We start from the raw sequence: 22,506 nt of genomic DNA, 5'->3' as shown, positions 1-22,506 counted from the left end.
TTTACAACGTGGGCCGACTCCCGGACCACGTCGTCCGGTTGGATCCCCGCCACCCTACCGGCGTTCAGGGGCCGGTCAGAAACGGGCGTCCGACAGGTGGGACCGCGTCCATGACCCTTCGCTCAGCTGAGCGAAGGGTCGTCAGGATGTGTGCTCGACTGAGCGGAGCGCGCGTCAGGCGGGCTGGGTCGCGGCCCGGATCCGCTCTTCGCGCAGGGCCTCGAACCAGCGGTCGTCGGTCGGCGGCAGCGCGTTCACATCGAGGGCCAGCTTCAGCAGCAGGTCCGCGATCTGCGGGTTGCGGGCCATCACGGGACCGTGCATGTAGGTGCCGAAGACCGTGTCGTTGTACGCCCCCTCGGTGCCGTCACCGGTGCCGTTGCCACGGCCGAGGATCGTGCGCGCGAACGGCCTGGCCGTCGGGCCGAGGTGGGTGATGCCCTGGTGGTTCTCGAAGCCCGTCAGCTGCGGCAGTCCCAACTGCGGGTCGATGTCGGCCAGTACGTCACCGACGCAGCGGGCGCCCTCGCCGCGCGTGGAGACCACGTCGATCAGGCCGAGGCCCGGCTCGCGCTCACCGAGGTCGTTGATGAACTCGTGGCCGAGGATCTGGTAACCGGCGCAGACCGAGAAGATGATCGCGCCGTTGGAGGCCGCACGGCTCAGGCCGCCGTCGCGGCGCAGCCGCTCGGCCGCGAGCCGCTGCGGGCGGTCCTCGCCGCCGCCGATGAGATAGATGTCGCCCGAGGTCGGCACCGGCTGGTCACTGCGCACGTCGATGCGCATCACGTCGAGACCCCGCTGCCGGGCCCGGCGCTCGACGACGAGCGCGTTGCCCTGGTCGCCGTACGTGCTGAGCAGATCCGGGTACACCCACACCAGACGCAGACTGCTGTTGTTCATTCTCATAAGTCCTTTTCGTCCGTCCGTCGTCAGTCGCTCAGTTGCCGACGCGGCGGCGCACGTCCTGGAAGGCGGTGTAGTTGGCGATCAGCTCGATGCGTCCCGGCGGGGCCGTCTGCACGGCCTCGTCGACGCTTTCGCACACGCGGAAGTCCAGGCCCGCGACCTCCAGCCGGACCGCGAGGTCGAGCTTGCGGTCGCCGATCACGAAGATCGGGTGCCCGGCGAGCCGGGTGTAGTCGACGTCCCAAAGCCAGGAGGTGTCGGTGCCGTCCGCGCCACGGGCGTTGACGGACAGGATCACGGGTGTCGGCGGCGGGTCGATCAGCGAGAACGTCTCCAGCCAGCCGGCCGGGTTCTTCGCGAGCAGCAGGCGGACGTCACGGCCGAGGAAGGAGACGACGTCGTAGCGGCCGGCGACGGCCTGGACCTGGTACATGCGCTCCAGCGCGACCTGCGGGGGCACGCCGAAGCACGCGGCGACGGCGGCCGAGGTGGCCGCGTTCGCCTTGTTGGCGCGGCCGGGCAGCTGGAGGTGGATCGGCCAGGCGGAGCCGTGCGGGTCGAGGACGTGGTCGCCGCTGAGCACCCAGCTCGGCGCGGGGCGGCGGAAGCCGCACTCGCCGCAGAACCAGTCGTCACCCGGGCGCTGCATCACGCCGCCGCAGGACGGGCAGGACCAGGCGTCGTCCTTCCACTCCTGGCCGGCGGCAACCCAGACCACATTGGGGGAGGAGGAGGCGGCCCACACGACCAGCGGGTCGTCGGCGTTGGCGATCACCGTGGCCTTCGTGCCGGAGAGGCCCTCACGCCACTTCTCGGCCAGCATCCGGGTCTCGGCCGCGCGGTCCAGCTGGTCGCGAGAGAGGTTGAGCAGCGCGATGGCCTTGGGCGTGACGTCCCTGGCGACACCGGCGAGGTACTTCTCGTCAACCTCGATCACAGCGAACTTGGCGTCCGAGCCGCCCGCCAGCGCGGAGGTGATGCCCGCGGGCATGTTGGCGCCGAGCGCGTTGGACACGACCGGTCCGCTGGCGCGCAGGGCCTCCGCGATCAGCCGCGTGGTGGTGGTCTTTCCGTTGGTCGCCGACACGAGGACCACGTCCAGGTGCTGCGCGAGCCGCCCCAGCAGGTCGGGGTCGAGCTTGAGCGCCACCCGGCCGCCGATCACCGATCCGCTGCCGCGCCCGGCGGCGCGCGACACCGCCGCCGCGGCCTTGCCCGCCGTAACGGCCAGCTTGGCTCGCGGCGTCAGCTCCGAGTTGCCTGACATCGTCCTTGATCCTCCTAGCATCGGTCGGGAGCCAGCCTATCGACCTCTTCCGGGCAGCCCGTACCGTGGCACCGTCGGAATACGTGGAGGTCACGGGGGGCCTTCGAGGAACGTACGCTGGTCGCCATGCGAAACCGGCCCATCCCCGGCAGTTCCGGACTGGTCAGGCCCATGAGCCTGCTCGGCGATCCGGTGCTGCACGCCCCCTGCGAACCCGTCACCGACTTCGGTGAGGATCTCGCACGGCTGGTGGAGGACCTGTTCGCGACGATGTACGCGGCACAGGGTGTCGGCCTCGCGGCCAACCAGATGGGTCTCCCGCTGCGCGTGTTCGTCTACGACTGCCCCGACGACGAGGACGTCCGCCACCTCGGACACGTCGTCAACCCGCGCCTGGTGGAAGCGGACGGGGTCACGGTGCGCGGCCCGGAAGGATGCCTGTCCCTGCCGGGCCTCGAGGCGGGAACGGAGCGCTTCGACCGGGCGGTCGTGGAGGGCGTGAGCATCGACGGCGAGCCGGTCCGCGTGGAGGGCACGGGCTTCTTCGCCCGCTGCCTTCAGCACGAGTGCGACCACGTGGAGGGCCTGGTGTACGCGGACCGCCTGACGCCGTGGCGCCGGGGCCGACTGGCGAGGTCGGCACGGAGGGCGCCGTGGTCGACGCGGGAGGGCGTGGCGCGGCTGCGGTGACGCCGCGAACGGGGGCGTTCTCCTCGCCGGGGCTCCGTGGACCGCTCCCTGCGCCCTGCGGGCGTAGGGGGCCGGGGGCGGAGCCCCCGGTTGACGGCCCCCCGGTCAGAACCCGGGACCCCCCACGCGGTCCGGCACCTCGAAGAGGCGGCCGCACAGCAGGTCCGTCAGGCTCTTCACCAACTCCGCCCGTGAACACGGGCGTTCACCCAGCCACCAGTCACCCGCCGCGTGCATCATGCCGACTATGCCGTGGCCCCACACCCGCGCCAGCAGTTCGCCGCCCGGGCCCAGGTCGACGCGGTCGGCGATCACCTTGCCCAGTTCCTCGCCGAGGCGGCGCAGCAGCGGCGCCGAGTGGCGGCCGACGTCGAAGCCCTGCTCGGAGGGCTGGCTGTCCTCCGCCGGGTGCATCAGGAAGCGGTAGACCTGCGGCCGTGCCTCGATCGCGGCGAGGTAGGTGTCCAGCGTTCCCGCCACCCGCTCGCGGCGGTCGACGTCCGCGTCCACCGCCACCTGCAGGGCCCGCAGCAGTGCGTCGGTGTGGCGCTTCGCCAGGGCGCGGTACAGACCGCCCTTGTCGCCGAAGTGGCGGTAGAGGATCGGCTTGGTGATGCCCGCCTCGGCGGCGATCGCGTTCATCGAGGCCTGCGGCCCGTCGCGGAGCACCACCCGGTCCGCTGCCTCCAGCAGCTCCCGTCGCCGCTGGTCCGCCGACCGCTGCTGGTGTGTGCTCTCCATGTTTCGTCTCTCCCCGCCCTTGCGAATGCGTGACGCGCAAGGTAACACCCGCTCAGCGGAACGGGTGATCCGGCGGCCTCGGTTGACAGGCGCTACTCCCCGGTAACAGACTTCAGTTACCGCAAGTAACGCCCGGCGGGCGTCGTAGTGCTGGAGGGGACATGGCCGAGTTCACGCTCGATCTCAACGAGGACCAGAAGCAGGTCCGTGATTGGCTGAACGGCTTCGCCAAGGACGTGATGCGCCCGGCCGCCGCCGAATGGGACGAGCGTGAGGAGACCCCCTGGCCCGTCATCCAGGAGGCGGCCAAACTGGGCATCTACTCCCTGGACTTCTACGCCCAGCAGTTCTTCGACCCCACCGGCCTCGGCATCCCGATGGCGATGGAGGAGCTCTTCTGGGGGGACGCGGGCATCGCCCTGTCCATCGTCGGCACCGGGCTCGCCGCCGTCGGCGTCCTCGCCAACGGCACCGAGGAGCAGATCGGCACCTGGATCCCGCAGATGTACGGCGACGCCGACGACGTGAAGGTCGCCGCCTTCTGCTCCTCCGAGCCCGACGCCGGCAGCGATGTCGCCTCGATGCGCACCCGCGCCGTATACGACGAGGCCAAGGACGAGTGGGTCCTCAACGGCACCAAGACCTGGGCGACGAACGGCGGAATCGCCAACGTCCATGTCGTCGTCGCCGTCGTCGACGCCGAGCTCGGCTCCAGGGGCCACGCGTCCTTCATCGTGCCGCCGGGCACCCCCGGCCTCTCGCAGGGGCAGAAGTTCAAGAAGCACGGCATCCGCGCCTCGCACACCGCCGAGGTCGTCCTGGAGAACGTCCGCGTGCCGGGCCACTGCCTCCTCGGCGGCAGGGAGAAGCTCGACGAACGCCTGGCGAGGGCCCGCGAGCGCGCCAGGTCCGGCGGCGAGCGAAGCGAGACGGGCGAAGGCCGGGGAAGGGTGAAGAACGCGGCCATGGCCACCTTCGAGGCGTCCCGCCCCGCCGTCGGCGCCATGGCGGTGGGCACCGCCCGTGCCGCGTACGAGGAGGCGCTCGAATACGCCATGACGCGCGAGCAGTTCGGCCGCCCGATCATCGACAATCAGGGTGTCGCGTTCCAACTCGCCGACATGCGCACCCAGATCGACGCCGCACGCCTGCTGGTGTGGCGCGCCTCCTGGATGGCGACCACCAAAAAGCCGTTCACCTCGGCCGAGGGCTCCATGTCGAAGCTGTTCGCCAGCGAGACCGCCAAGAAGGTCACCGCGCAGGCCGTCCAGATCCTCGGCGGCAACGGGTTCACCCGCGAATACCCGGTGGAGCGCATGCACCGTGACGCCGCGATCTACACCATCTTCGAGGGCACCAGCGAGATCCAGCGTCTCGTCATCGCCCGCACCCTGTCGGGCATGCCGATCCGCTGACCCGGCGGACGGCGCGAAGGCTCCGGCCCGTTGGGGGCCGGAGCCTTCGCCGTGCCGCGACCGAGAGCGCGTCGGCTTCCGCACCCGGCGGTGCCGGATGCGGCAGCGTGATGACACTCGTCTTCGCCGGCAGGCGGCCGACGATGCGGAACGTCACGGGGTCAGGCGGACAGCAGTGCCTCGATCGCCGCGACGACCTCCGGTGCCTCCGGCTCCGTGCGAGGGCGGAAGCGCGTCACCTCGCCGCGCGGCGAGACGAGGAACTTCTCGAAGTTCCACTGGACGTCGCCGGCCTCGCCTTCGGCGTCCGCCGTCCTCGTCAGCTCCGCGTAGAGCGGGTGCCGGCCGTCGCCGTTCACATCCGTCTTCTCCAGCATCGGGAACGTCACGCCGTACGTCGCCGAGCAGAACGCGCCGATCTCCTCCGCACTTCCCGGCTCCTGGCCCGCGAACTGGTTGCACGGCACGCCCAGCACCGTGAAGCCCCGGTCGCCGTACGTCTTGTGCAGCCGCTCCAGGCCCTCGTACTGGGGCGTCAGGCCGCAGCGCGATGCCACGTTCACCACGAGAACGGCCTTGCCGCTGTGGTCGGCGAGCGACGTCGGCTCACCCGTCAGGGTGCGCAGCGGGATATCGAAAAGGGGCATCCGGGACTCCTTCATACCTGTGTTTATCTGATTCTTATTCTTCGTGTAGCGTGCGCGCGTTCGACAAGCATGCAACCACGAGGAAGTCCGCCCATGAGCGCCCCGACGTCCCCCTCCGCCCCGCAGGAACCCCAGCAGTTCCCGCAGGGCCAGCCCATCCCCGGTGCTGTTCCCGCGCCCGAGCCGGCCAAGAAGAGCATCGTCAAGAAGCTCCTGGGGGTCGTCGGCCTCATCGTCGTCGCCCTGGCCGTGAAGTTCGGCGCCGCCTACGTCCTCGGCGACACCCCGGTCCGCGCCGAGGCCGGCGACTGCGTCAAGGTCACCGGCCCCGACGAGGCTCCCGAGGTCGAGACCAAGAAGTGCGGTGAAGCCGGCGCCAACTACAAGGTCGTCAAGGTCATCGAGAACAGCTTCGACGTCAACGCCTGCACCGTGGGCGAGGCCGCCCTGGCGCAGCAGTGGGACGCCGACAAGTTCGTCCTCTGCCTCGACCCGGTCAAGTAACGGCTGTTCGGCGGGACGCCCGGCCCCTCAGGGCGCGCCCGCCGGCGGCAGTTCCCGCGGCCACCCGCCGACGCAGCGCAGCAGCCTGCACGACGTGACGCCTGTCCTGCCGGACGGGGACGGCGTGCCCGGCCACCGGGACATGCTGCTGACCGGCTACACCGGCCGGAACAGGCCCTCCTGCACCACCGAGACCAGCAGCTCGCCCGCCCGGTTGTAGATCCGGCCGCGCGCCAGGCCCCGCCCGCCGGTCGCGATCGGCGACTCCTGGTCGTAGAGAAACCACTCGTCCGCCCGGAACGGCCGGTGGAACCACATCGCGTGGTCCAGCGACGCCATGTCGAAACCGCGCGGCCCCCACAGCGGCTCGACGGGGATGCGCACCGCGTCCAGCAGCGTCATGTCGCTCGCGTACGTCAGCGCGCACATGTGCACCAGCGGGTCGTCGCCCAGCGGGCCCACCGCACGCATCCACACCGCGCTGCGTGGCTCCGCGTCCTTGACCTCCTCGGGGCTCCAGCGCAACCGGTCCACGTACCGGATGTCGAACGGCTGGCGGCGCGCCATCCGCTCAAGCGACTCCGGCAGCGCGCCCAGGTGTGCGCGGATCTCGTCGACGAGCCTGGGTAGCGTCGTCGGGTCCGTCAGGTGCCTGGGCGGCAGCTGGTGCTCGAACCCTGCCTCCTCGGGCCGGTGGAAGGAGGCCATCAGATTGAAGATCGTCCGCCCCTCCTGGACGGCCGTCACCCGCCGCGTGGTGAACGACCTGCCGTCCCGCACCCGTTCCACCTGGTACACGATCGGCACGCCGGGCCGGCCGGGCCGCAGGAAGTACGAGTGCAGCGAGTGCACCGGACGCTCGCCGTCCGTCGTACGGCCCGCCGCGACCAGCGCCTGACCCGCGACCTGGCCGCCGAAGACGCGCTGCAGCGATTCGTGGGGGCTCAGCCCGCGGAAGATGTTGACCTCGATCTGCTCCAGGTCGAGCAGATCGACCAGACGCTCGGCCGGATTGGTCATGACAGAACGCGTCCTCTCACAGCTGGCCGACGGACGTGACACGCACCACCGCCCGGCCTTCCTCGTCGGAGGCCGCCAGATCGACCTCCGCGCTGATGCCCCAGTCATGGTCGCCGTTCGGATCGGCGAACGTCTGGCGCACACGCCAGAGCCCGTGTTCGGGCTCCTCCTCGATCGCCAGCAGCTTCGGGCCGCGGGCGTCCGGGCCCGTGCCCAGGTCGTCGTACTCGTCCCAGTAGGCGTCCATCGCCTCGCCCCACGCCTGCGCGTCCCACCCCGATTCGGCGTCCATCTCGCCGAGTTCGCCGACGTGGTCGAGGGCGGCGAGCTCCACACGGCGGAACATGGCGTTGCGGACCAGGACGCGGAAGGCGCGGGCGTTCGCCGTGACCGGCTTGACCTGATCGGCCTTCTCCTGCGCCTCCTCGGCGGTCTCCACCTCGGGATTCGCGAGCTGCTCCCACTCGTCCAGCAGGCTGGAGTCGACCTGGCGCACCATCTCGCCCAGCCAGGCGATCAGGTCCTCGAGATCCTCCGTCTTGAGGTCGTCCGGGATCGTGTGGTCCAGCGCCTTGTACGCGCTCGCGAGGTAGCGCAGCACGATGCCCTCGGTACGGGCCAGTTCGTAGAAGGAGGTGAACTCGGTGAAGGACAGCGCCCGTTCGTACATGTCGCGGATGACCGACTTGGGCGACACCGGATGGTCGCCGACCCAGGGATGCGACTTCTTGTACAGGTTGTAGGCGTGCCACAGCAGCTCTTCGAGCGGCTTGGGGTACGAGATGTCCTGGAGCCGCTCCATCCGCTCCTCGTACTCGACGCCGTCCGCCTTCATCGCACCGACGGCCTCGCCGCGCGCCTTGTTCTGCTGGGCGGCCAGGATCTGGCGCGGATCGTCGAGCGTCGACTCGACGACCGAGACCATGTCGAGCGCGTACGACGGGGAATCGGGGTCCAGCAACTCGTACGCGGCCAACGCGAAAGTGGACAGCGGCTGGTTGAGGGCGAAGTCCTGCTGGAGGTCGACGGTGAGGCGGATGGTGCGGCCCTCGGCATCGGGCTTGTCGAGCTTCTCGACGACGCCGCCGTCCAGCAGTGAACGGTAGATGGCGATGGCTCGCCGGATGTGGCGCAGCTGGTTCCTGCGCGGCTCGTGGTTGTCCTCCAGTAGCTCGCGCATCGCCTCGAAGGCGTTGCCGGGCCGTGCGATGACCGACAGCAGCATGGTGTGGGTGACGCGGAAGCGCGAGGTCAGCGGCTCCGGATCGGAGGCGATCAGCTTCTCGAAGCTGTTCTCCGTCCAGCCGACGAAGCCCTCGGGCGCCTTCTTGCGGACCACCTTGCGGCGCTTCTTCGGGTCGTCCCCGGCCTTCGCGAGCGCCTTCTCGTTCTCGATGACATGCTCCGGCGCCTGCGCGACCACGAGGCCCGCCGTGTCGAAGCCCGCCCGCCCGGCCCGGCCCGCGATCTGGTGGAACTCGCGCGCCCGCAGCGTCCGCACCCGGTTGCCGTCGTACTTGGTGAGTGCGGTGAACAGCACTGTGCGGATGGGGACGTTGACGCCGACACCCAGGGTATCCGTGCCGCAGATGACCTTGAGCAGGCCCGCCTGCGCAAGCTTCTCCACCAGGCGCCGGTACTTGGGCAGCATGCCCGCGTGGTGCACCCCGATGCCGTGCCGGACGTAACGGGACAGATTCTTGCCGAACCTGGTGGTGAAGCGGAAGTTGCCGATCAGCTCGGCGATCTTGTCCTTCTCCTCGCGCGAGCACATGTTGATGCTCATCAGCGACTGCGCCCGCTCCACGGCCTGCGCCTGGGTGAAGTGGACGATGTAGACGGGCGCCTGCTTGGTCTCCAGGAGCTCGGTCAGCGTCTCCGTGATCGGGGTCAGCCGGTACTCGTACGAGAGCGGGACCGGACGCGTCGCCGAGCGGACCACGGAGGTGGGGCGTCCGGTGCGGCGGGTCAGGTCCTTCTCGAACATCGACATGTCGCCGAGCGTCGCCGACATGAGGACGAACTGTGCCTGCGGCAGCTCCAGCAGCGGGATCTGCCAGGCCCAGCCGCGGTCCGGCTCCGCATAGAAGTGGAACTCGTCCATCACGACCTGGCCGACGTCGGCGTCCTTGCCGTCGCGCAGCGCGATCGAGGCCAGCACCTCGGCGGTGCAGCAGATCACCGGGGCATCCGCGTTGACCGAGGCGTCGCCGGTCAGCATTCCGACATTCTCCGTGCCGAACAGCTTGCACAGGTCGAAGAACTTCTCCGACACCAGCGCCTTGATCGGCGCCGTGTAGAACGTGACCTTGTCAGCCGCCAGCGCCGTGAAGTGCGCCCCCGCCGCCACCAGGCTCTTTCCCGATCCCGTGGGGGTGGACAGGATGACGTTCGCCCCCGAGACCACCTCGATCAGGGCCTCCTCCTGAGCCGGATAGAGCGCGATGCCCTGCTCCTCGGTCCAGGAGGAGAAGGCCTCGAAGAGGGCATCGGGGTCGGCGTCGGGCGGCAGCTGATCGATAAGGGTCACGCCCCCATCTTGCCTGCCCTCCGCCCCGATGAGGGAACCGGCCGCCGCCGGGAAGATCACGACCGGTACGCTGCCCTGTCAACTGGGGTTCAGCACAACAGCAATGGGGCGGGAACGCACATGATGGGACCGGCGCACTCCCTGTCCGGGGCGGCTGCCTGGCTGGGGGTGGGAGCGGCGACGGCTGCCGCCGGCCACCCGATGCCATGGCCTGTGCTAGTCGTCGGAGCACTGATCTGCGCGGGCGCGGCACTCGCTCCGGACCTCGACCACAAGGCGGCGACGATCTCCCGCGCCTTCGGCCCGGTGTCCCGCGGGCTGTGCGAGATCGTCGACAAGCTGTCGTACGCGGTCTACAAGGCGACGAAGAAGCCAGGGGACAAGCGCAGGACCGGCGGTCACCGCACCCTGACGCACACCTGGCTGTGGGCGGTGCTCATCGGGGCGGGCAGCTCGGCCCTCGCCGTCATGGGCGGCCGGTGGGCCGTGCTCGCGATCCTGTTCATCCACATGGTGCTCGCGGTCGAGGGCCTGCTGTGGCGGGCCGCACGGGTTTCCAGCGACGTCCTGGTGTGGCTGCTCGGCGCGACGAGTGCGTGGATCCTGGCGGGCGTGCTGGACAAGCCGGGCAACGGCGCCGACTGGCTGTTCACCGCGCCCGGCCAGGAGTACCTGTGGCTGGGACTGCCGATCGTGCTCGGCGCCCTCGTCCACGACATCGGCGACGCACTGACCGTCTCCGGTTGCCCGATCCTGTGGCCGATACCGGTGGGCCGTAAGCGCTGGTACCCCGTGGGTCCGCCGAAGGGACTGCGGTTCCGGGCGGGCAGCTGGGTGGAGCTGAAGGTGCTGATGCCGGCGTTCATGCTGCTCGGGGGTGTGGGCGGGGCGGCGGCGCTGAACTTCATCTGAGGGGCGGTCGCCTGCGGCGGACTTGTTCCCCACGCCGCCCGTGCCCGTAACCGGGGTGGGCCCCCGGTTACGGGCACGGGCGCGTCAGCCGTGCCAGGAGCGCCACAGCGCCGCGTACGCGCCCTGCGCCGCCACCAGCTCGTCGTGGCTGCCCAGCTCGCTGATCCTGCCCTGCTCGACCACCGCGATCACATCCGCGTCGTGCGCCGTGTGCAGCCGGTGCGCGATCGCCACGACCGTGCGGCCCTGAAGCACCCGCGACAGCGAGCGCTCCAGATGGCGTGCCGCCCGGGGGTCCAGCAGCGACGTCGCCTCGTCCAGCACCAGCGTGTGCGGGTCCGCCAGGACCAGGCGGGCCAGCGCGATCTGCTGGGCCTGCGCCGGGGTGAGCGGAACGCCGCCCGAGCCGACCTCCGTCTCCAGGCCGTCCGGCAGCGCCCGCGCCCACCCGTCCGCGTCGACCGCTCCCAGGGCCGCCCACAGCTCGGCGTCCTCGGCGGAGGTACGGGCGAGGAGCAGGTTGTCACGGAGCGGGCCCACGAAGACGTGGTGCTCCTGGTTGACCAGCGCCACGTGCTCGCGCACCCGTTCCGCCGGCATCCGGGACAGTTCGGCCGCCCCCAGCGTGACCCGGCCGGTACGAGGGGCGTAGATCCCCGCGAGCAGGCGGCCGAGCGTGGACTTGCCGGCGCCCGAGGGGCCGACGAGCGCCAGGCGGGTGCCGGGTGCCACATCCATCGAGACCCGGTGCAGCACGTCGACGCCCTCCCGGTACCCGAAGCGCACCCGGTCCGCGCGCACATCGCGCCCGTCCGGGCGCACCGCCGCGTCCCCCGCGTCCGGCTCGATCTCCCGGACGCCGACGAGCCGCCCCAGCGACACCTGGGCGACCTGGAGCTCGTCGTACCAGCGCAGGATCATGTTCACCGGGTCGACCATCATCTGGGCGATGAGCGCACCCGTGGTCAGCTGCCCGATGCCGATCCAGCCCTGCAGGGCGAACACGCCGCCGATCATCAGCACGGCACCGAGCACGGTCGCGTGGGTGACGTTGAGGACGGGGAAGAGCACCGACCGGAGGGCGAGGGTGTACCGCTCCCAGGCCGTCCACTCCTTGATCCGCCGGTCCGAGAGCGCCACCCTGCGTGCCCCGAGGCGGTGCGCCTCCACGGTGCGGCCGGCGTCGACGGTCTCGGCGAGCACGGCGGCGACGGCCGCGTAGCCGGCGGCCTCCGAGCGGTATGCGGAGGGTGCCCGCTTGAAGTACCAGCGACAGCCGATCACCAGCACCGGCACCGCGACGAGCACCGCGGGCGCCAGCGGAGGCGCGGTCACGGTGAGCCCGCCGAGCAGCAGCACGATCCAGAACACGCCGATCGTCAGCTGGGGGACGGCCTCGCGCATCGCGTTCGCCAGCCGGTCGACGTCCGTGGTGATCCGGGACAGCAGATCGCCCGTACCGGCGCGCTCCAGCACGCCCGGCGGCAGACCGACCGACCGGACGAGGAAGTCCTCGCGCAGATCCGCGAGCATCCGTTCGCCGAGGATCGCGCCCCGCAGGCGTACCAGACGCACGAAGGTGGCCTGCACCACCAGCGCCGCCGCGAAGAGCGCGACCGTCCGCTCCAGATGGAGCTCGCGCGCCCCGTCCGCCGCCCGTTCCACCAGCGAGCCGAGCAGCCACGGGCCCACCATCGACGCCATCACGGCCACGGTGTCGACGAGGACGAGCAGCCCGAAGGCGCGGCGGTGGCGTCGCAGCAGCCCGGCCACGTAGGCCCGGACCGTCGCGGGTGAACCCACCGGCAGGGTCGTCGCCGTCCGGGGAGCCGCCGGGTCGTATTCCGGCGGCGCCACGCCGATCATGCTGTCTCCTCGATGTCGATTCCATCGATCCCGGTCTGCCGTGCGCCGTCGCCCACCGCACGGACCGAGGAGAGCTGTTCCTCCTCGGTCTCGCGGGTGACGACCGCGCGGTACCGCGGTTCCTTGTGCAGCAGTTCCCGGTGCACGCCCACCGCCACCGCCTCGCCGTCGTGGATCAGTACGACCCGGTCGGCGCGGTCCAGCAGCAGGGGTGAGGACGTGAAGACGACCGTCGTACGCCCGGGGCGCAGCGACCGCACTCCCTCGGCGATCCGCGCCTCGGTGTGCGAGTCGACAGCCGAGGTCGGCTCGTCGAGCACCAGCACCTCGGGGTCCGTCACCAGGGAGCGCGCCAGCGCCAGGCGCTGGCGCTGCCCGCCGGACAGGGAGCGGCCGCGCTCGGTGATCGGCGCCTGCATCGGGTCTCCGTCGACAGACGCCTGCGCCAGCGCGGCCAGCACGTCGCCGCACTCAGCGGCCGTGAGCGCGTCGGCCTGGGACACCGCCCCGGAGGCGGGCACGTCCAGCAGCTCGGTCAGCGTGCCCGACAGCAGGACCGGATCCTTGTCCTGCACGAGGACCAGCGCCCGCGCCCCGTCCAGCGGCAGGTCGTCCAGGGCGACCCCGCCGAGCAGCGCGGACGGCAGCCCCTCCGGTTCCGCCGGGTGGCCGCCGAGCCGCTCGGCCAGCCGCCCGGCCGCATCCGGATCGCCGCACACCACCGCGGTCAACCGGCCGGCAGGGGCGTGCAGACCGGTGGCCGGGTCGTACAGATCACCGGTTTCGGCCGGCTCGGTGCCCCTGCCGCCCGAGGGCCGCTCCAGTGCCAGGACCCGGGCCGCCCGGCGCGCCGACGGCCGGGAGAAGGAGTACGCCATGGCGATCTCCTCGAAATGCCGCAGGGGATAGGCCAGCAGCATCACCGCGCTGTACGCGGTGACCAGTTCGCCCACCTCGATACGGCCGTCGCCGACCAGCCCGACGCCGTGCCACACGACGGCGACGACCAGAAGTCCGGGCAGCAGCACCTGCACGGCCGCGATAAGCGACCACATCCGCGCACTGCGCACGGCTGCCCTGCGCACCTCCTGGGAGGCATGGCGGTAGCGGGTCAGGAACAGCTCCTCGCCGCCGATGCCGCGCAGCACCCGAAGGCCCGCGACCGTGTCGGAGGCCAGCTCGGTGGCCCTGCCCGCCTTCTCGCGCTGTATGTCCGCGAGCCGGGTGGCGCGGGGCAGCAGCGGCAGCACACCGAGAGCCAGGACCGGCACCCCGACGGCGACCGGCACACCGAGCGCCGGCTGGTAGACCAGCAGGGCGACGCAGACGAGCACGACGGTGACGGCCGCGGCCAGGAAGCGGGAGACGGCCTCCACGAACCAGCCGATCTTCTCGACGTCACCCGTGGAGACCGCGACGACCTCGCCCGCCGCGACCCTGCGGGTCAATGCGGAGCCCAACTGCGCGGTCCTGCGGGCGAGCAGCTGCTGGGTGCGCGCCGCGGCCGTGATCCAGTTGGTGACGGCAGTGCGATGCAGCATCGTGTCGCCGAAGGCGATACCGGCCGTCGCGAGCGCGATCAGGCCGCCTGCCGCGGCCAGCCCGGACCCGGAGCGCTCCATTACGGCCTGCACGGCGAGACCGACGCCGTACGGCAGCGCCATCACGGACACGAAGTGCAGCAGGCCCCAGCACAGCGACGCGACCTGTCCGCCCAGCTGATTGCGGCCGAGCCACAGCAGGAAGCGGGTGCCTGACCGGACGTCGGGTACCCCGGGATCGGGATACGGAAGATCGCGAATCTGCATGACGTTCCAGGGCTCGTCGAGAGGGAGAGAGTGGTTCAAACCGTGCAAGGTTCGCGGTTTGAGGTCCCGGTGGGCAATTGGTTTTCCGCGTACAGGGGCACAGAACCCGCCAATGTCCGTCAGCGGTGGTCTGGCGCGGCACAGCGCGCCCACGCTTCACTCCTGACCCATGAAGCAAAAGATCATGTCCATGATCACAGGGGCGGTCGTCGTCCTCGGCAGTGTCCTCGGCACAGGACCGGCGACCGCGGCCGACACTCCGCCCGCGGAGTTCGGCAGCGACTGGCACGATCCCGTCAGCGCCGCCCCGCGCGTCGCGCGCCCCGACACGCGATCGTGCCAAGTCACCGTCGCACAGGCCAAGTTCCGCGACTTCACGCCCTACCGCGGCGAATACGCGCCGCCCAAGGGCTGCGGCACCCGCTGGAGCAAGGTGGTGCTGACGCTCGAAGGATCGGTGAAAGGACGTCAGTACGACCGGCTCGGGCACCTCGCCATCGGCGGGGTCGAGATCCTGCGCACGTCGACCCCACAGCCCTCGCCGGACGGCATCACCTGGACCGTGGAGAAGGACGTCACCCGCTACAGCGACACCCTGCGCCGCGCCCAGAACGTCGAGATGCTGATCGGAAACGTCGTCAACGAGACGTACACCGGCGTCATCGACGTCAAGGCCACGCTGACCTTCTACACCCCCGGGCGCGGCGCAGCCCCCGTCGAGACGCCCGACAAGGTGCTCACCCGGGACGGGACCACCCTCACCACCCCGCGCAACAGCGAACGCATCGTCGCGGAGGTCTACGCGACCGGCTCGGGTGGCGGCTGCGAGGAGTACTGGTACCTGACTGCGCCCGAATCCGCCCCGTACTCCTGCAAGGCCGCCGACGGGCCCTACCGTGAGGTGCGGATCAGCGTCGACGGGAAACTGGCCGGTATTGCGGCCCCCTTCCCGACCGTATGGACCGGCGGCTGGTCCAACCCCTTCCTCTGGTACGTGATCCCGGGTCCCCGCGCCCTCGACGTCAAGCCCGTACGGTACGACCTGACCCCCTTCGCCGCGCTGCTCAACGACGGCAGGCCGCACCGCCTGGAGGTCTCCGTCGTCGGCGTGCCGCCGGGGCAGACCGGCTGGAGCACCCCCGTCAACGTCCTTGTGTGGCAGGACGAAGGGCGCGAGGTCGTCACCGGCGCGCTCACCCGCCACGAGGAGAGCCGCCCGGTCGACACGGTGTCGTACACGCCCGGCGCCGAACACCGCCTGGACACCCGGGGCGGACACCGCCTCACCGTCGCCGGCCACCTCGACACCTCACACGGCAGGGTGGCCACGACCGTGGCCCGCTCCGTCGCCAACACCTCGGTCCACCGCTGGACGGGCGGGGAGGACAAGGACGCGCTCGATGCCACATGGACCGACGACGAGACGGTCACCAGCGGGCACGAGGTCACCACCACCCACCGCACGTACGAGATGGACGGCATGACGACGCTCGGCGAGGGGGACCGGCTGCGTACCGTCCTCACGCTCGCGGACAGGGCCGACACCACGGTGAGCCGGGGCGCGCGGCGGCTGACGTGGTCACGGCTGGACGACACGTACACGGGCGACGCCACCTACACGGCGAACGTGCCCCGCGACCAGCGGCACGCGGTCGGCGCCACGGCCGAGCGCTACCGGCTCCACGGCTCCGGCGGCTGTTACGACCGCAGCCTGCGCACGGTCCAGGGAACGCTGACCGAGGACCGGCGCCTGTGCTGATGTGACGCAGGGCCGGGGTCAGCGGCCAGGCTCCGGTCGTGCGCGAGGACCGGCGCCTGTGCTGATGTGACGGGGCCGGGGGCAGGCTTCCGGTCCTGCGCGAGGCGGTGACCTCCGGCAGCCCGGCCGTGTGCAGGCTCGGCCGGGCACCGGGCCGTCCGCACGGACGGCTCCACCCGGTCAATGGAGCGTCAGCAGCGCGGCCCCGGCCCGTCGACCAGCGCGGACAGCAGCTCGCCGAGCACCTCTCGCTGCTCGGTGGTGAGCGGTGCGAGGACGTCCTCGGCGGCGGCGCGGCGAGCGGCGCGCAGGGACCGGAGCGCGGCGCGGCCGGTGTCCGTGAGCTCGATGCGGGTCACCCTGCGGTTGGTCGGATCCGGGACGCGCCGCACACAGCCGCCGGCCTCCAGGCCGTCCACCAGGCTGGTCACGGCGCGCGGCACCACCTCCAGGCGCTCCGCGAGATCGGCCATGCGCGGCGGCCGGTCGTAGTGCGCGACGGTCCGCAGCAGACGGGACTGCGCCGGGGTGATGGCGATGTCGGCGGACTCCAGCTGGCGCTTCTGACTGCGGTGGAGACGGCGGGTCAGCCGCAGCAGCTGCTCGGCGAGCAGGCCATCGGCGTCGGAGGGGCTCATGCGGGAACAGTATCAGGACGTGGTTCATTGTGAAGACAGGTAACAGTGAGCTAAGCTCTCGAAGACTGTCCGCCTGCCGACCGTGCACGTCCGCGTTCCGGAAGGAGCCCCTTGCGTCCCGAGCATCCGACCTGGACCCCACCGCCCAAGGATCCCGACCAGCCGCCCGCCGACGTGCGCCGCATCCTGCGCCTCTTCCGGCCCTACCGGGGCAGGCTCGCCGTCGTCGGACTCCTCGTCGGTGCCTCCTCGCTGGTCTCCGTGGCGTCGCCGTTCCTGCTCCGCGAGATCCTGGACACCGCGATCCCGCAGGGTCGCACCGGGCTGCTCAGCCTGCTCGCGCTCGGCATGATCGCCACGGCGGTGATGACCAGTGTCTTCGGGGTGCTCCAGACGCTGATCTCGACCACTGTGGGCCAGCGCGTCATGCACGACCTGCGCACCGGGGTCTATGCGCAGTTGCAGCGCATGCCCCTCGCCTTCTTCACCAGGACCCGCACCGGCGAGGTCCAGTCCCGCATCGCGAACGACATCGGCGGCATGCAGGCGACCGTCACCTCCACCGCCACGTCCCTGGTCTCCAATCTCACGGCGGTGGTCGCCACAGTCGTGGCGATGCTCGCCCTGGACTGGCGGCTCACGGTCGTCTCGCTGCTCCTGCTCCCGCTGTTCGTCTGGATCAGCCGCCGCGTCGGCCGTGAGCGCAAGACGATCACCACACAGCGGCAGAAGCAGATGGCGGCGATGGCCGCCACTGTCACCGAGTCCCTGTCCGTCAGTGGCATCCTCCTCGGCCGCACCATGGGCAGGGCCGATTCCCTGACCCGGTCCTTCGCGGACGAGTCCGAGCGGCTGGTCGACCTCGAGGTGCGCTCCAGCATGGCGGGCCGCTGGCGGATGTCGACGATGGGCATCGTCATGGCGGCCATGCCCGCCCTCATCTACTGGGCGGCCGGTCTCGCGTTCAGGACCGGCGGACCGGCGATCTCCATCGGCACGCTCGTCGCCTTCGTCTCGCTCCAGCAGGGACTGTTCCGGCCGGCCGTCAGCCTGCTGTCCACCGGCGTGCAGATGCAGACCTCGCTCGCCCTCTTCCAGCGGATCTTCGAGTACCTCGATCTCCCCGTCGACATCACCGAGCCGGCACGGCCCGCGCCGCTCGACAAGGTGAGCGGCGAAGTGCGCTTCGAGGACGTCGTCTTCGCCTACGACGCCCGGCAGGAGCGGCCGACGCTCGACCGGATCGACATCACCGTGCCGGCGGGCGGCTCCCTGGCCGTTGTCGGCCCCACCGGCTCCGGAAAGTCCACGCTCAGCTACCTCGTGCCCCGGCTCTACGACGTCACCGGCGGCCGCGTCACGATCGACGGAGTCGACGTCCGCGACCTCGGCTTCGACACACTGGCGCAGGCCGTCGGCGTCGTCTCGCAGGAGACGTACCTCTTCCACGCCTCCGTGGCGGACAATCTGCGCTTCGCCAAACCGGACGCAACCGACGCGGAGATCGAGGCCGCGGCCCGCGCGGCACAGATCCACGACCACATCGTGTCGCTGCCCGACGGCTACGACACCCTTGTCGGGGAGCGCGGATACCGCTTCTCCGGCGGTGAGAAGCAGCGGCTCGCCATCGCCCGCACCATCCTGCGCGACCCGCCCGTCCTCATCCTGGACGAGGCGACCAGCGCCCTGGACACCCGCACCGAGCACGCCGTGCAGCAGGCCATCGACTCCCTCTCCGCCGGACGTACGACCATCACCATCGCCCACCGGCTGTCGACCGTCCGCGACGCGGACCAGATCGTCGTGCTGGAGTCCGGACGCATCGCCGAGCGTGGCACGCACCGGGAACTGCTCGACGCCGAGGGCCGCTACGCCGCGCTGGTCCGCAGGGACGCGGAGCTGCAGCCCGCCGCATCCGTGACCGCCGACGCCGGCTGAGGGCGTTGCCTCCACGGGCGGTGAGGCCGACGCCACCTGATGCTGCCCACCGGGCCGTGACCGCCGACGCCCGTTGCTCCACGCCAGCATGACGCTCCGTCAGTCCGACAATGAGCCGTCCCGGCGGTCCGGCGCGGCACGCGATACGGCATGATCGCCGCTCATGAGAGCTCTCCTGGGCGTCGACCTGCCGGGGTTCCGGCCCGTCGACCACGACGTATGGGCGAACGACGAGGGCGACATCCTGTCGCTGCACTTCTTCGGCCTGCCGCCGGACCTGCCCGCGTCCCTCGACGACGGCCCCGCCCTGCGCGCCGCGCTCACGCGGCACACCGCCGAAGCGGGCGGCGGACTGATCGAGGCATCGGTCAAGACGCTGGGAGCCCTGCCCGCGCTCCGTCAGATACTCAAACTGCCGCTCCCCGGGCAGCCCAGCGGGCAGGCGTTCATCGGCAGCTTCACCGTCCCCCGGGCCGACTGCAGCACCGTCGTGAAGATCCAGGCACCCGAGCGCGGGACGACCGGCATGCGCGAGGCGATGGTGATGGCCGAGGTCGGCCCCGCCGGCTACTTCCGCCCACACCCCTACGCGCCGGAAGTGCAGGGCGGCCTGCCCTTCCATGCGGCCGACCACGCCCAGTGGGACGCCCGGTTCCCCGACCATCCGCTGAGCCGGGTCCGCCGTGGCCTCGCCGCCCTCGCCGAAGGGGTCCAGGTGACACCGGAGTTCGCCGCGCTCCCGGCGTTCGCGCCCTGAGCGGACCCCGCACACGACGGCGTCGCCGCTTCCCTGGGGACCGGAACGGCGGCGCCTCGGGTGGGCGAACAACCGCGTGAGCGTTCATGTGTTCGCATGGTGCGTGTCGCATCGGGGCGGGTACCGCGACGGAAGGGGCGACCCGCGTTAGCGTGCCCGTATGACGAACGAGCACTCGTCGGCCCGGCCCGGGCGCAGGTACCGCCTCACCCGCCGCGGCCGTCTGGTCCTGGTCGTGAGCACGGCGACCGTGGCGGCTGCCGCCGTCCTGCTGCCGTTCCTGCTGAGGGAGGACGAGACCGAACGGCCCCGGCCCGCGCCGAAGTCGCTGGTGATCCCCGAGGGCTGGCGCGCGGGCCAGATCTACGCTGCCGTCGACAAGGCGCTGAAGCGGAAGCCCGGCACCGCGCAGACCGCCGTCCGCGCGGCCCGGCTGAATCTTCCGCCGGAGGCCCGCGGAAACCCCGAGGGCTATCTCTTCCCGGCCACGTATCCCGTCGACGAGAACAGCACGCCGGCGAAGCTGCTCAGCTTCATGGTCAACACGGCCAACCAGCGGTTCGGGGCGAATGCCGTCGCCGCGAGTGCCCGCAGGGACGGCCTCAGCCCGTACGAGGCGGTGAACATCGCCAGCATCGTGCAGGCCGAGGCCGACACGGAACCCGACATGGGCAAGGTGGCGCGGGTCATCCGCAACCGCCTGGCCAGGGGGATGCCGCTCCAGATGGACTCGACCCTCAACTACGCCCTCGAGCGCAGCACCTTGGACACGACGACCGAGGAGACGCGCCTCGACACCCCCTACAACACCTACGCGCGCAACGGCCTGCCCCCGACCCCCATCGGCAACCCGGGCGAGGAGGCGCTGCGCGCGGCTGTCGCGCCGCCCAAGGGCGACTGGCTGTACTTCGTGACCGTCGCGCCCGGGGACACACGTTTCACCGGTGACTACGACGAACACCGGCGCAATGTGGAGGAGTTCAACGAGCGCCGGGCCGAGGAGAGGAGCATGGGCTGACCGCTGACCGCTGACCGCTGACCGCTGACCGCTGCCCCTCCGCCGGGGAACTGTCCACGGCCGGGACGGACAGTCTCAGACCAGGGCCGGTTCCCGCTCCAGCAGGCGCTTGATGTCGCGGACCGCGGCGCGCCCGGCCCGGTTCGCCCCGATCGTCGACGCCGATGGTCCGTACCCGACGAGATGGACCCGCTCGTCCCGCACGGCGCGGGTCCCCTCGACCCGGATGCCGCCGCCCGGCTCACGCAGCCGCAGCGGGGCCAGATGGTCGATCGCCGCCCGGAAACCCGTCGCCCACAGGATCGCATCGGCCTCCACCGTACGGCCGTCGTCCCAGGCCACACCCGTCGGTGTGATCCGGTCGAACATCGGCTCGCGGTCCAGCACTCCCGACGCGAGGGCGCGGCGGACGGCGTCGGTCAGGGGCAGCCCGGTCACCGACACCACGCTCTGCGGCGGCAGCCCGCGCCGTACGCGCTCCTCCACCATGGCGACGGCCGCGCGCCCGGCGTCCTCGTCGAAGGGGCCCTCGCGGAAGACAGGGGGCCGACGGGTCACCCAAGTGGTCGCGGCGGCCACTCCGGCGATCTCCATCAGATGCTGTGTGCCCGACGCCCCGCCGCCCACCACGACGACGCGCCGCCCGGCGAACTCCTCGGGGCCGGGATAGTTCGCGGTGTGCAGCTGACGTCCCCGGAACGTCTCCTGGCCGGGGTAGCGGGGCCAGAACGGCCGGTCCCATGTGCCGGTCGCGTTGATCAGCGCGCGGGTCGCCCAGACCCCCTCGGAGGTCTCGACCGCCAGTCGGCCGCCCTGGGACTCCCGTACCGTGCGGACCTGGACGGGGCGGTGAACCCGCAGGTCGAAGCGCTCCTCGTACGCGGCGAAGTACGCGCCGATCACCTCGGAGGACGGCCGGTCGTCGTCCGCGCCGGTCAGTTCCATGCCGGGCAGGGCGTGCATGCCGTGCACCTTGCCGTACGTGAGCGAGGGCCAGCGGAACTGCCAGGCCCCGCCGGGGCGGGGCGCGTGGTCCAGGACGACGAAGTCCCGGTCGGGAACCAGACCGGCACGCCGCAGGTGGTGGGCGGCCGAGAGCCCCGCCTGTCCGGCCCCGATGACGACCACGTCCACGTCGTGTGCCCCAGAGTTGTTCACGGTTCTACCAACCGTGGAGGGGGACCGGATCTTCCCGGCACAGGGCCGTGTGAGGCGCGCGGGGCACCCGACGGCGAGAGGATGGGGCCATGCCCGGACACTTCGCCACCACGACGCTGACCCTGACCACCGGAACCACCGAGACGGTCACCGATCTGACCCACGCCTGTGAGCAGTTCCTCGCGCAGCACGCGGACGGCAGGGACGGCCTGCTCAATGTCTTCGTCCCGCACGCCACCGCCGGTGTCGCCGTCATCGAGACCGGGGCGGGCAGCGACGACGACCTCCTGGCCGCCCTGCACACCCTTCTGCCCGCCGACGACCGCTGGCAGCACCGCCACGGCAGCCCCGGGCACGGCAGGGACCATGTCCTGCCCGCCCTCGTCCCGCCGCACGCGACCCTGCCGGTGATCGGCGGACGCCTGGAACTGGGCACCTGGCAGTCGCTCTGTCTGGTGGACACCAACAGGGACAACGCCGATCGTCAGGTGCGTCTGTCGTTCATGGGCCAGTCGCCGGCCCGCGGCCGTCCGGACACCGACGACTGAGCCGCCGGGCTCCGGCAGGTGCGGCGCGGGGTGGGCCCGCGAGCAGCTCAGATGCGGCTCGGATCCCCGGACGGCACCGCGTCACAGCGGACCGGTGGAGTCCGGTCCGGCCGCGGAGGGCTCGGCGGGCGGCCGGAGGGGCATACTTGCTACACGATGACGAACCGATCCGCGCCCCGGCGCCACTTGCCCACCAGCCCCTTCGGAGTTCCAGCCGAGCCCGTGATCAAGGACTTCGCCCTCGGCGACCGCGTCTCCCACGACCGCCATGGCCTCGGAAAGATCATCGGCCAGGAAGCCACCGGTGCTTTCCTCGTCGACTTCGGTGCCTGCCAGACCCGCATCGTCAGCCCTTACAAGGGGATGCACAAGCTCTGACAG

20 protein-coding genes are annotated in these 22,506 nt (G+C 71.2%); 10 read left to right on the top strand and 10 right to left on the bottom strand.

Annotation, left to right across the window (positions count from 1 at the left end; translation table 11 throughout):
* Nucleotides 1–174: 174 nt before the first annotated feature.
* Both J7E88_RS23505 and J7E88_RS23500 read right to left on the bottom strand, forming a co-directional pair.
* Nucleotides 175–903, bottom strand: coding sequence for a type 1 glutamine amidotransferase (locus J7E88_RS23505; RefSeq protein WP_215184255.1), 729 nt, complete (start codon nucleotides 901–903; stop codon nucleotides 175–177).
* Nucleotides 904–940: 37 nt separating this feature from the next.
* A complete protein-coding gene (locus J7E88_RS23500; protein WP_215184253.1) occupies nucleotides 941–2,176 on the bottom strand; it encodes a MurT ligase domain-containing protein in 1,236 nt (411 codons plus the stop codon).
* 126 nt (nucleotides 2,177–2,302) lie between these two features.
* Here J7E88_RS23500 and def point away from each other — a divergent pair, with 126 nt between their 5' ends.
* Entirely contained in the window at nucleotides 2,303–2,866 is a 564-nt protein-coding gene (gene def, locus J7E88_RS23495; protein ID WP_215184251.1) for a peptide deformylase, read from the top strand.
* A gap of 105 nt (nucleotides 2,867–2,971) precedes the next feature.
* Here def and J7E88_RS23490 read toward each other — a convergent pair whose 3' ends face one another.
* Entirely contained in the window at nucleotides 2,972–3,607 is a 636-nt protein-coding gene (locus J7E88_RS23490) for a TetR family transcriptional regulator (RefSeq protein WP_215184250.1), read from the bottom strand.
* A gap of 161 nt (nucleotides 3,608–3,768) precedes the next feature.
* On the opposite strand from J7E88_RS23490, the gene J7E88_RS23485 reads away from it, so the two are divergent.
* On the top strand, nucleotides 3,769–5,022 hold the full coding sequence (locus J7E88_RS23485) for an acyl-CoA dehydrogenase family protein (RefSeq protein WP_215184248.1): 1,254 nt from the start codon (nucleotides 3,769–3,771) through the stop codon (nucleotides 5,020–5,022).
* A gap of 161 nt (nucleotides 5,023–5,183) precedes the next feature.
* Here J7E88_RS23485 and J7E88_RS23480 read toward each other — a convergent pair whose 3' ends face one another.
* Nucleotides 5,184–5,669 carry a glutathione peroxidase gene (locus J7E88_RS23480; RefSeq protein ID WP_285427580.1) on the bottom strand — a complete coding sequence of 162 codons (486 nt, stop codon included), beginning with the start codon at nucleotides 5,667–5,669 and terminating at the stop codon, nucleotides 5,184–5,186.
* A 93-nt stretch (nucleotides 5,670–5,762) separates the two neighbouring features.
* Here J7E88_RS23480 and J7E88_RS23475 point away from each other — a divergent pair, with 93 nt between their 5' ends.
* Nucleotides 5,763–6,173, top strand: coding sequence for a YdgA family protein (locus J7E88_RS23475; protein WP_215184244.1), 411 nt, complete (start codon nucleotides 5,763–5,765; stop codon nucleotides 6,171–6,173).
* Between the two features lie 156 nt (nucleotides 6,174–6,329).
* Here J7E88_RS23475 and J7E88_RS23470 read toward each other — a convergent pair whose 3' ends face one another.
* Together J7E88_RS23470 and J7E88_RS23465 are read right to left on the bottom strand one after the other, a co-directional pair.
* Nucleotides 6,330–7,193: an acyl-CoA thioesterase II gene (locus J7E88_RS23470; protein ID WP_215184242.1), complete on the bottom strand. Its 864-nt coding sequence runs from the start codon at nucleotides 7,191–7,193 to the stop codon at nucleotides 6,330–6,332.
* A 16-nt stretch (nucleotides 7,194–7,209) separates the two neighbouring features.
* On the bottom strand, nucleotides 7,210–9,783 hold the full coding sequence (locus J7E88_RS23465) for an RNA helicase (protein WP_215184240.1): 2,574 nt from the start codon (nucleotides 9,781–9,783) through the stop codon (nucleotides 7,210–7,212).
* A 60-nt stretch (nucleotides 9,784–9,843) separates the two neighbouring features.
* Between J7E88_RS23465 and J7E88_RS23460 the strand changes: the two genes are divergently transcribed.
* Entirely contained in the window at nucleotides 9,844–10,635 is a 792-nt protein-coding gene (locus J7E88_RS23460; protein WP_215184238.1) for a metal-dependent hydrolase, read from the top strand.
* Between the two features lie 84 nt (nucleotides 10,636–10,719).
* Here the strand turns inward: J7E88_RS23460 and J7E88_RS23455 are convergent, their stop codons facing one another.
* A complete protein-coding gene (locus J7E88_RS23455; protein WP_215184236.1) occupies nucleotides 10,720–12,501 on the bottom strand; it encodes an ABC transporter ATP-binding protein in 1,782 nt (593 codons plus the stop codon).
* On the bottom strand, nucleotides 12,498–14,309 hold the full coding sequence (locus J7E88_RS23450) for an ABC transporter ATP-binding protein (protein ID WP_215184287.1): 1,812 nt from the start codon (nucleotides 14,307–14,309) through the stop codon (nucleotides 12,498–12,500). The genes J7E88_RS23455 and J7E88_RS23450 overlap by 4 nt, the downstream gene beginning before the upstream one ends.
* Before the next feature lie 169 nt (nucleotides 14,310–14,478).
* Between J7E88_RS23450 and J7E88_RS23445 the strand changes: the two genes are divergently transcribed.
* Nucleotides 14,479–16,068, top strand: coding sequence for a peptide-N4-asparagine amidase (locus J7E88_RS23445; RefSeq protein ID WP_215184234.1), 1,590 nt, complete (start codon nucleotides 14,479–14,481; stop codon nucleotides 16,066–16,068).
* A gap of 191 nt (nucleotides 16,069–16,259) precedes the next feature.
* On the opposite strand, the gene J7E88_RS23440 is transcribed toward J7E88_RS23445, so the two are convergent.
* Nucleotides 16,260–16,706: a MarR family winged helix-turn-helix transcriptional regulator gene (locus J7E88_RS23440; RefSeq protein WP_215184232.1), complete on the bottom strand. Its 447-nt coding sequence runs from the start codon at nucleotides 16,704–16,706 to the stop codon at nucleotides 16,260–16,262.
* A gap of 111 nt (nucleotides 16,707–16,817) precedes the next feature.
* On the opposite strand from J7E88_RS23440, the gene J7E88_RS23435 reads away from it, so the two are divergent.
* From J7E88_RS23435 to mltG, 3 genes are all read left to right on the top strand, one after another.
* Nucleotides 16,818–18,644, top strand: coding sequence for an ABC transporter ATP-binding protein (locus J7E88_RS23435; protein ID WP_215184230.1), 1,827 nt, complete (start codon nucleotides 16,818–16,820; stop codon nucleotides 18,642–18,644).
* 163 nt (nucleotides 18,645–18,807) lie between these two features.
* Entirely contained in the window at nucleotides 18,808–19,401 is a 594-nt protein-coding gene (locus J7E88_RS23430) for a hypothetical protein (RefSeq protein WP_215184228.1), read from the top strand.
* 160 nt (nucleotides 19,402–19,561) lie between these two features.
* A complete protein-coding gene (mltG, locus tag J7E88_RS23425; protein WP_215184226.1) occupies nucleotides 19,562–20,419 on the top strand; it encodes an endolytic transglycosylase MltG in 858 nt (285 codons plus the stop codon).
* A 75-nt stretch (nucleotides 20,420–20,494) separates the two neighbouring features.
* Here mltG and J7E88_RS23420 read toward each other — a convergent pair whose 3' ends face one another.
* Nucleotides 20,495–21,577 carry an NAD(P)-binding domain-containing protein gene (locus tag J7E88_RS23420; protein WP_215184224.1) on the bottom strand — a complete coding sequence of 361 codons (1,083 nt, stop codon included), beginning with the start codon at nucleotides 21,575–21,577 and terminating at the stop codon, nucleotides 20,495–20,497.
* A gap of 89 nt (nucleotides 21,578–21,666) precedes the next feature.
* On the opposite strand from J7E88_RS23420, the gene J7E88_RS23415 reads away from it, so the two are divergent.
* Both J7E88_RS23415 and J7E88_RS23410 read left to right on the top strand, forming a co-directional pair.
* Complete coding sequence (locus J7E88_RS23415) at nucleotides 21,667–22,125, top strand: YjbQ family protein (RefSeq protein ID WP_215184223.1); 459 nt, start codon at nucleotides 21,667–21,669, stop codon at nucleotides 22,123–22,125.
* A 156-nt stretch (nucleotides 22,126–22,281) separates the two neighbouring features.
* Nucleotides 22,282–22,503, top strand: coding sequence for a hypothetical protein (locus tag J7E88_RS23410; protein ID WP_215184221.1), 222 nt, complete (start codon nucleotides 22,282–22,284; stop codon nucleotides 22,501–22,503).
* Nucleotides 22,504–22,506 lie beyond the last annotated feature (3 nt).

The organism is Streptomyces sp. ISL-10 (assembly GCF_018614575.1).
GTDB lineage: Bacteria > Actinomycetota > Actinomycetes > Streptomycetales > Streptomycetaceae > Streptomyces.
This window is presented reverse-complemented; position numbering and strand designations above follow the sequence as displayed.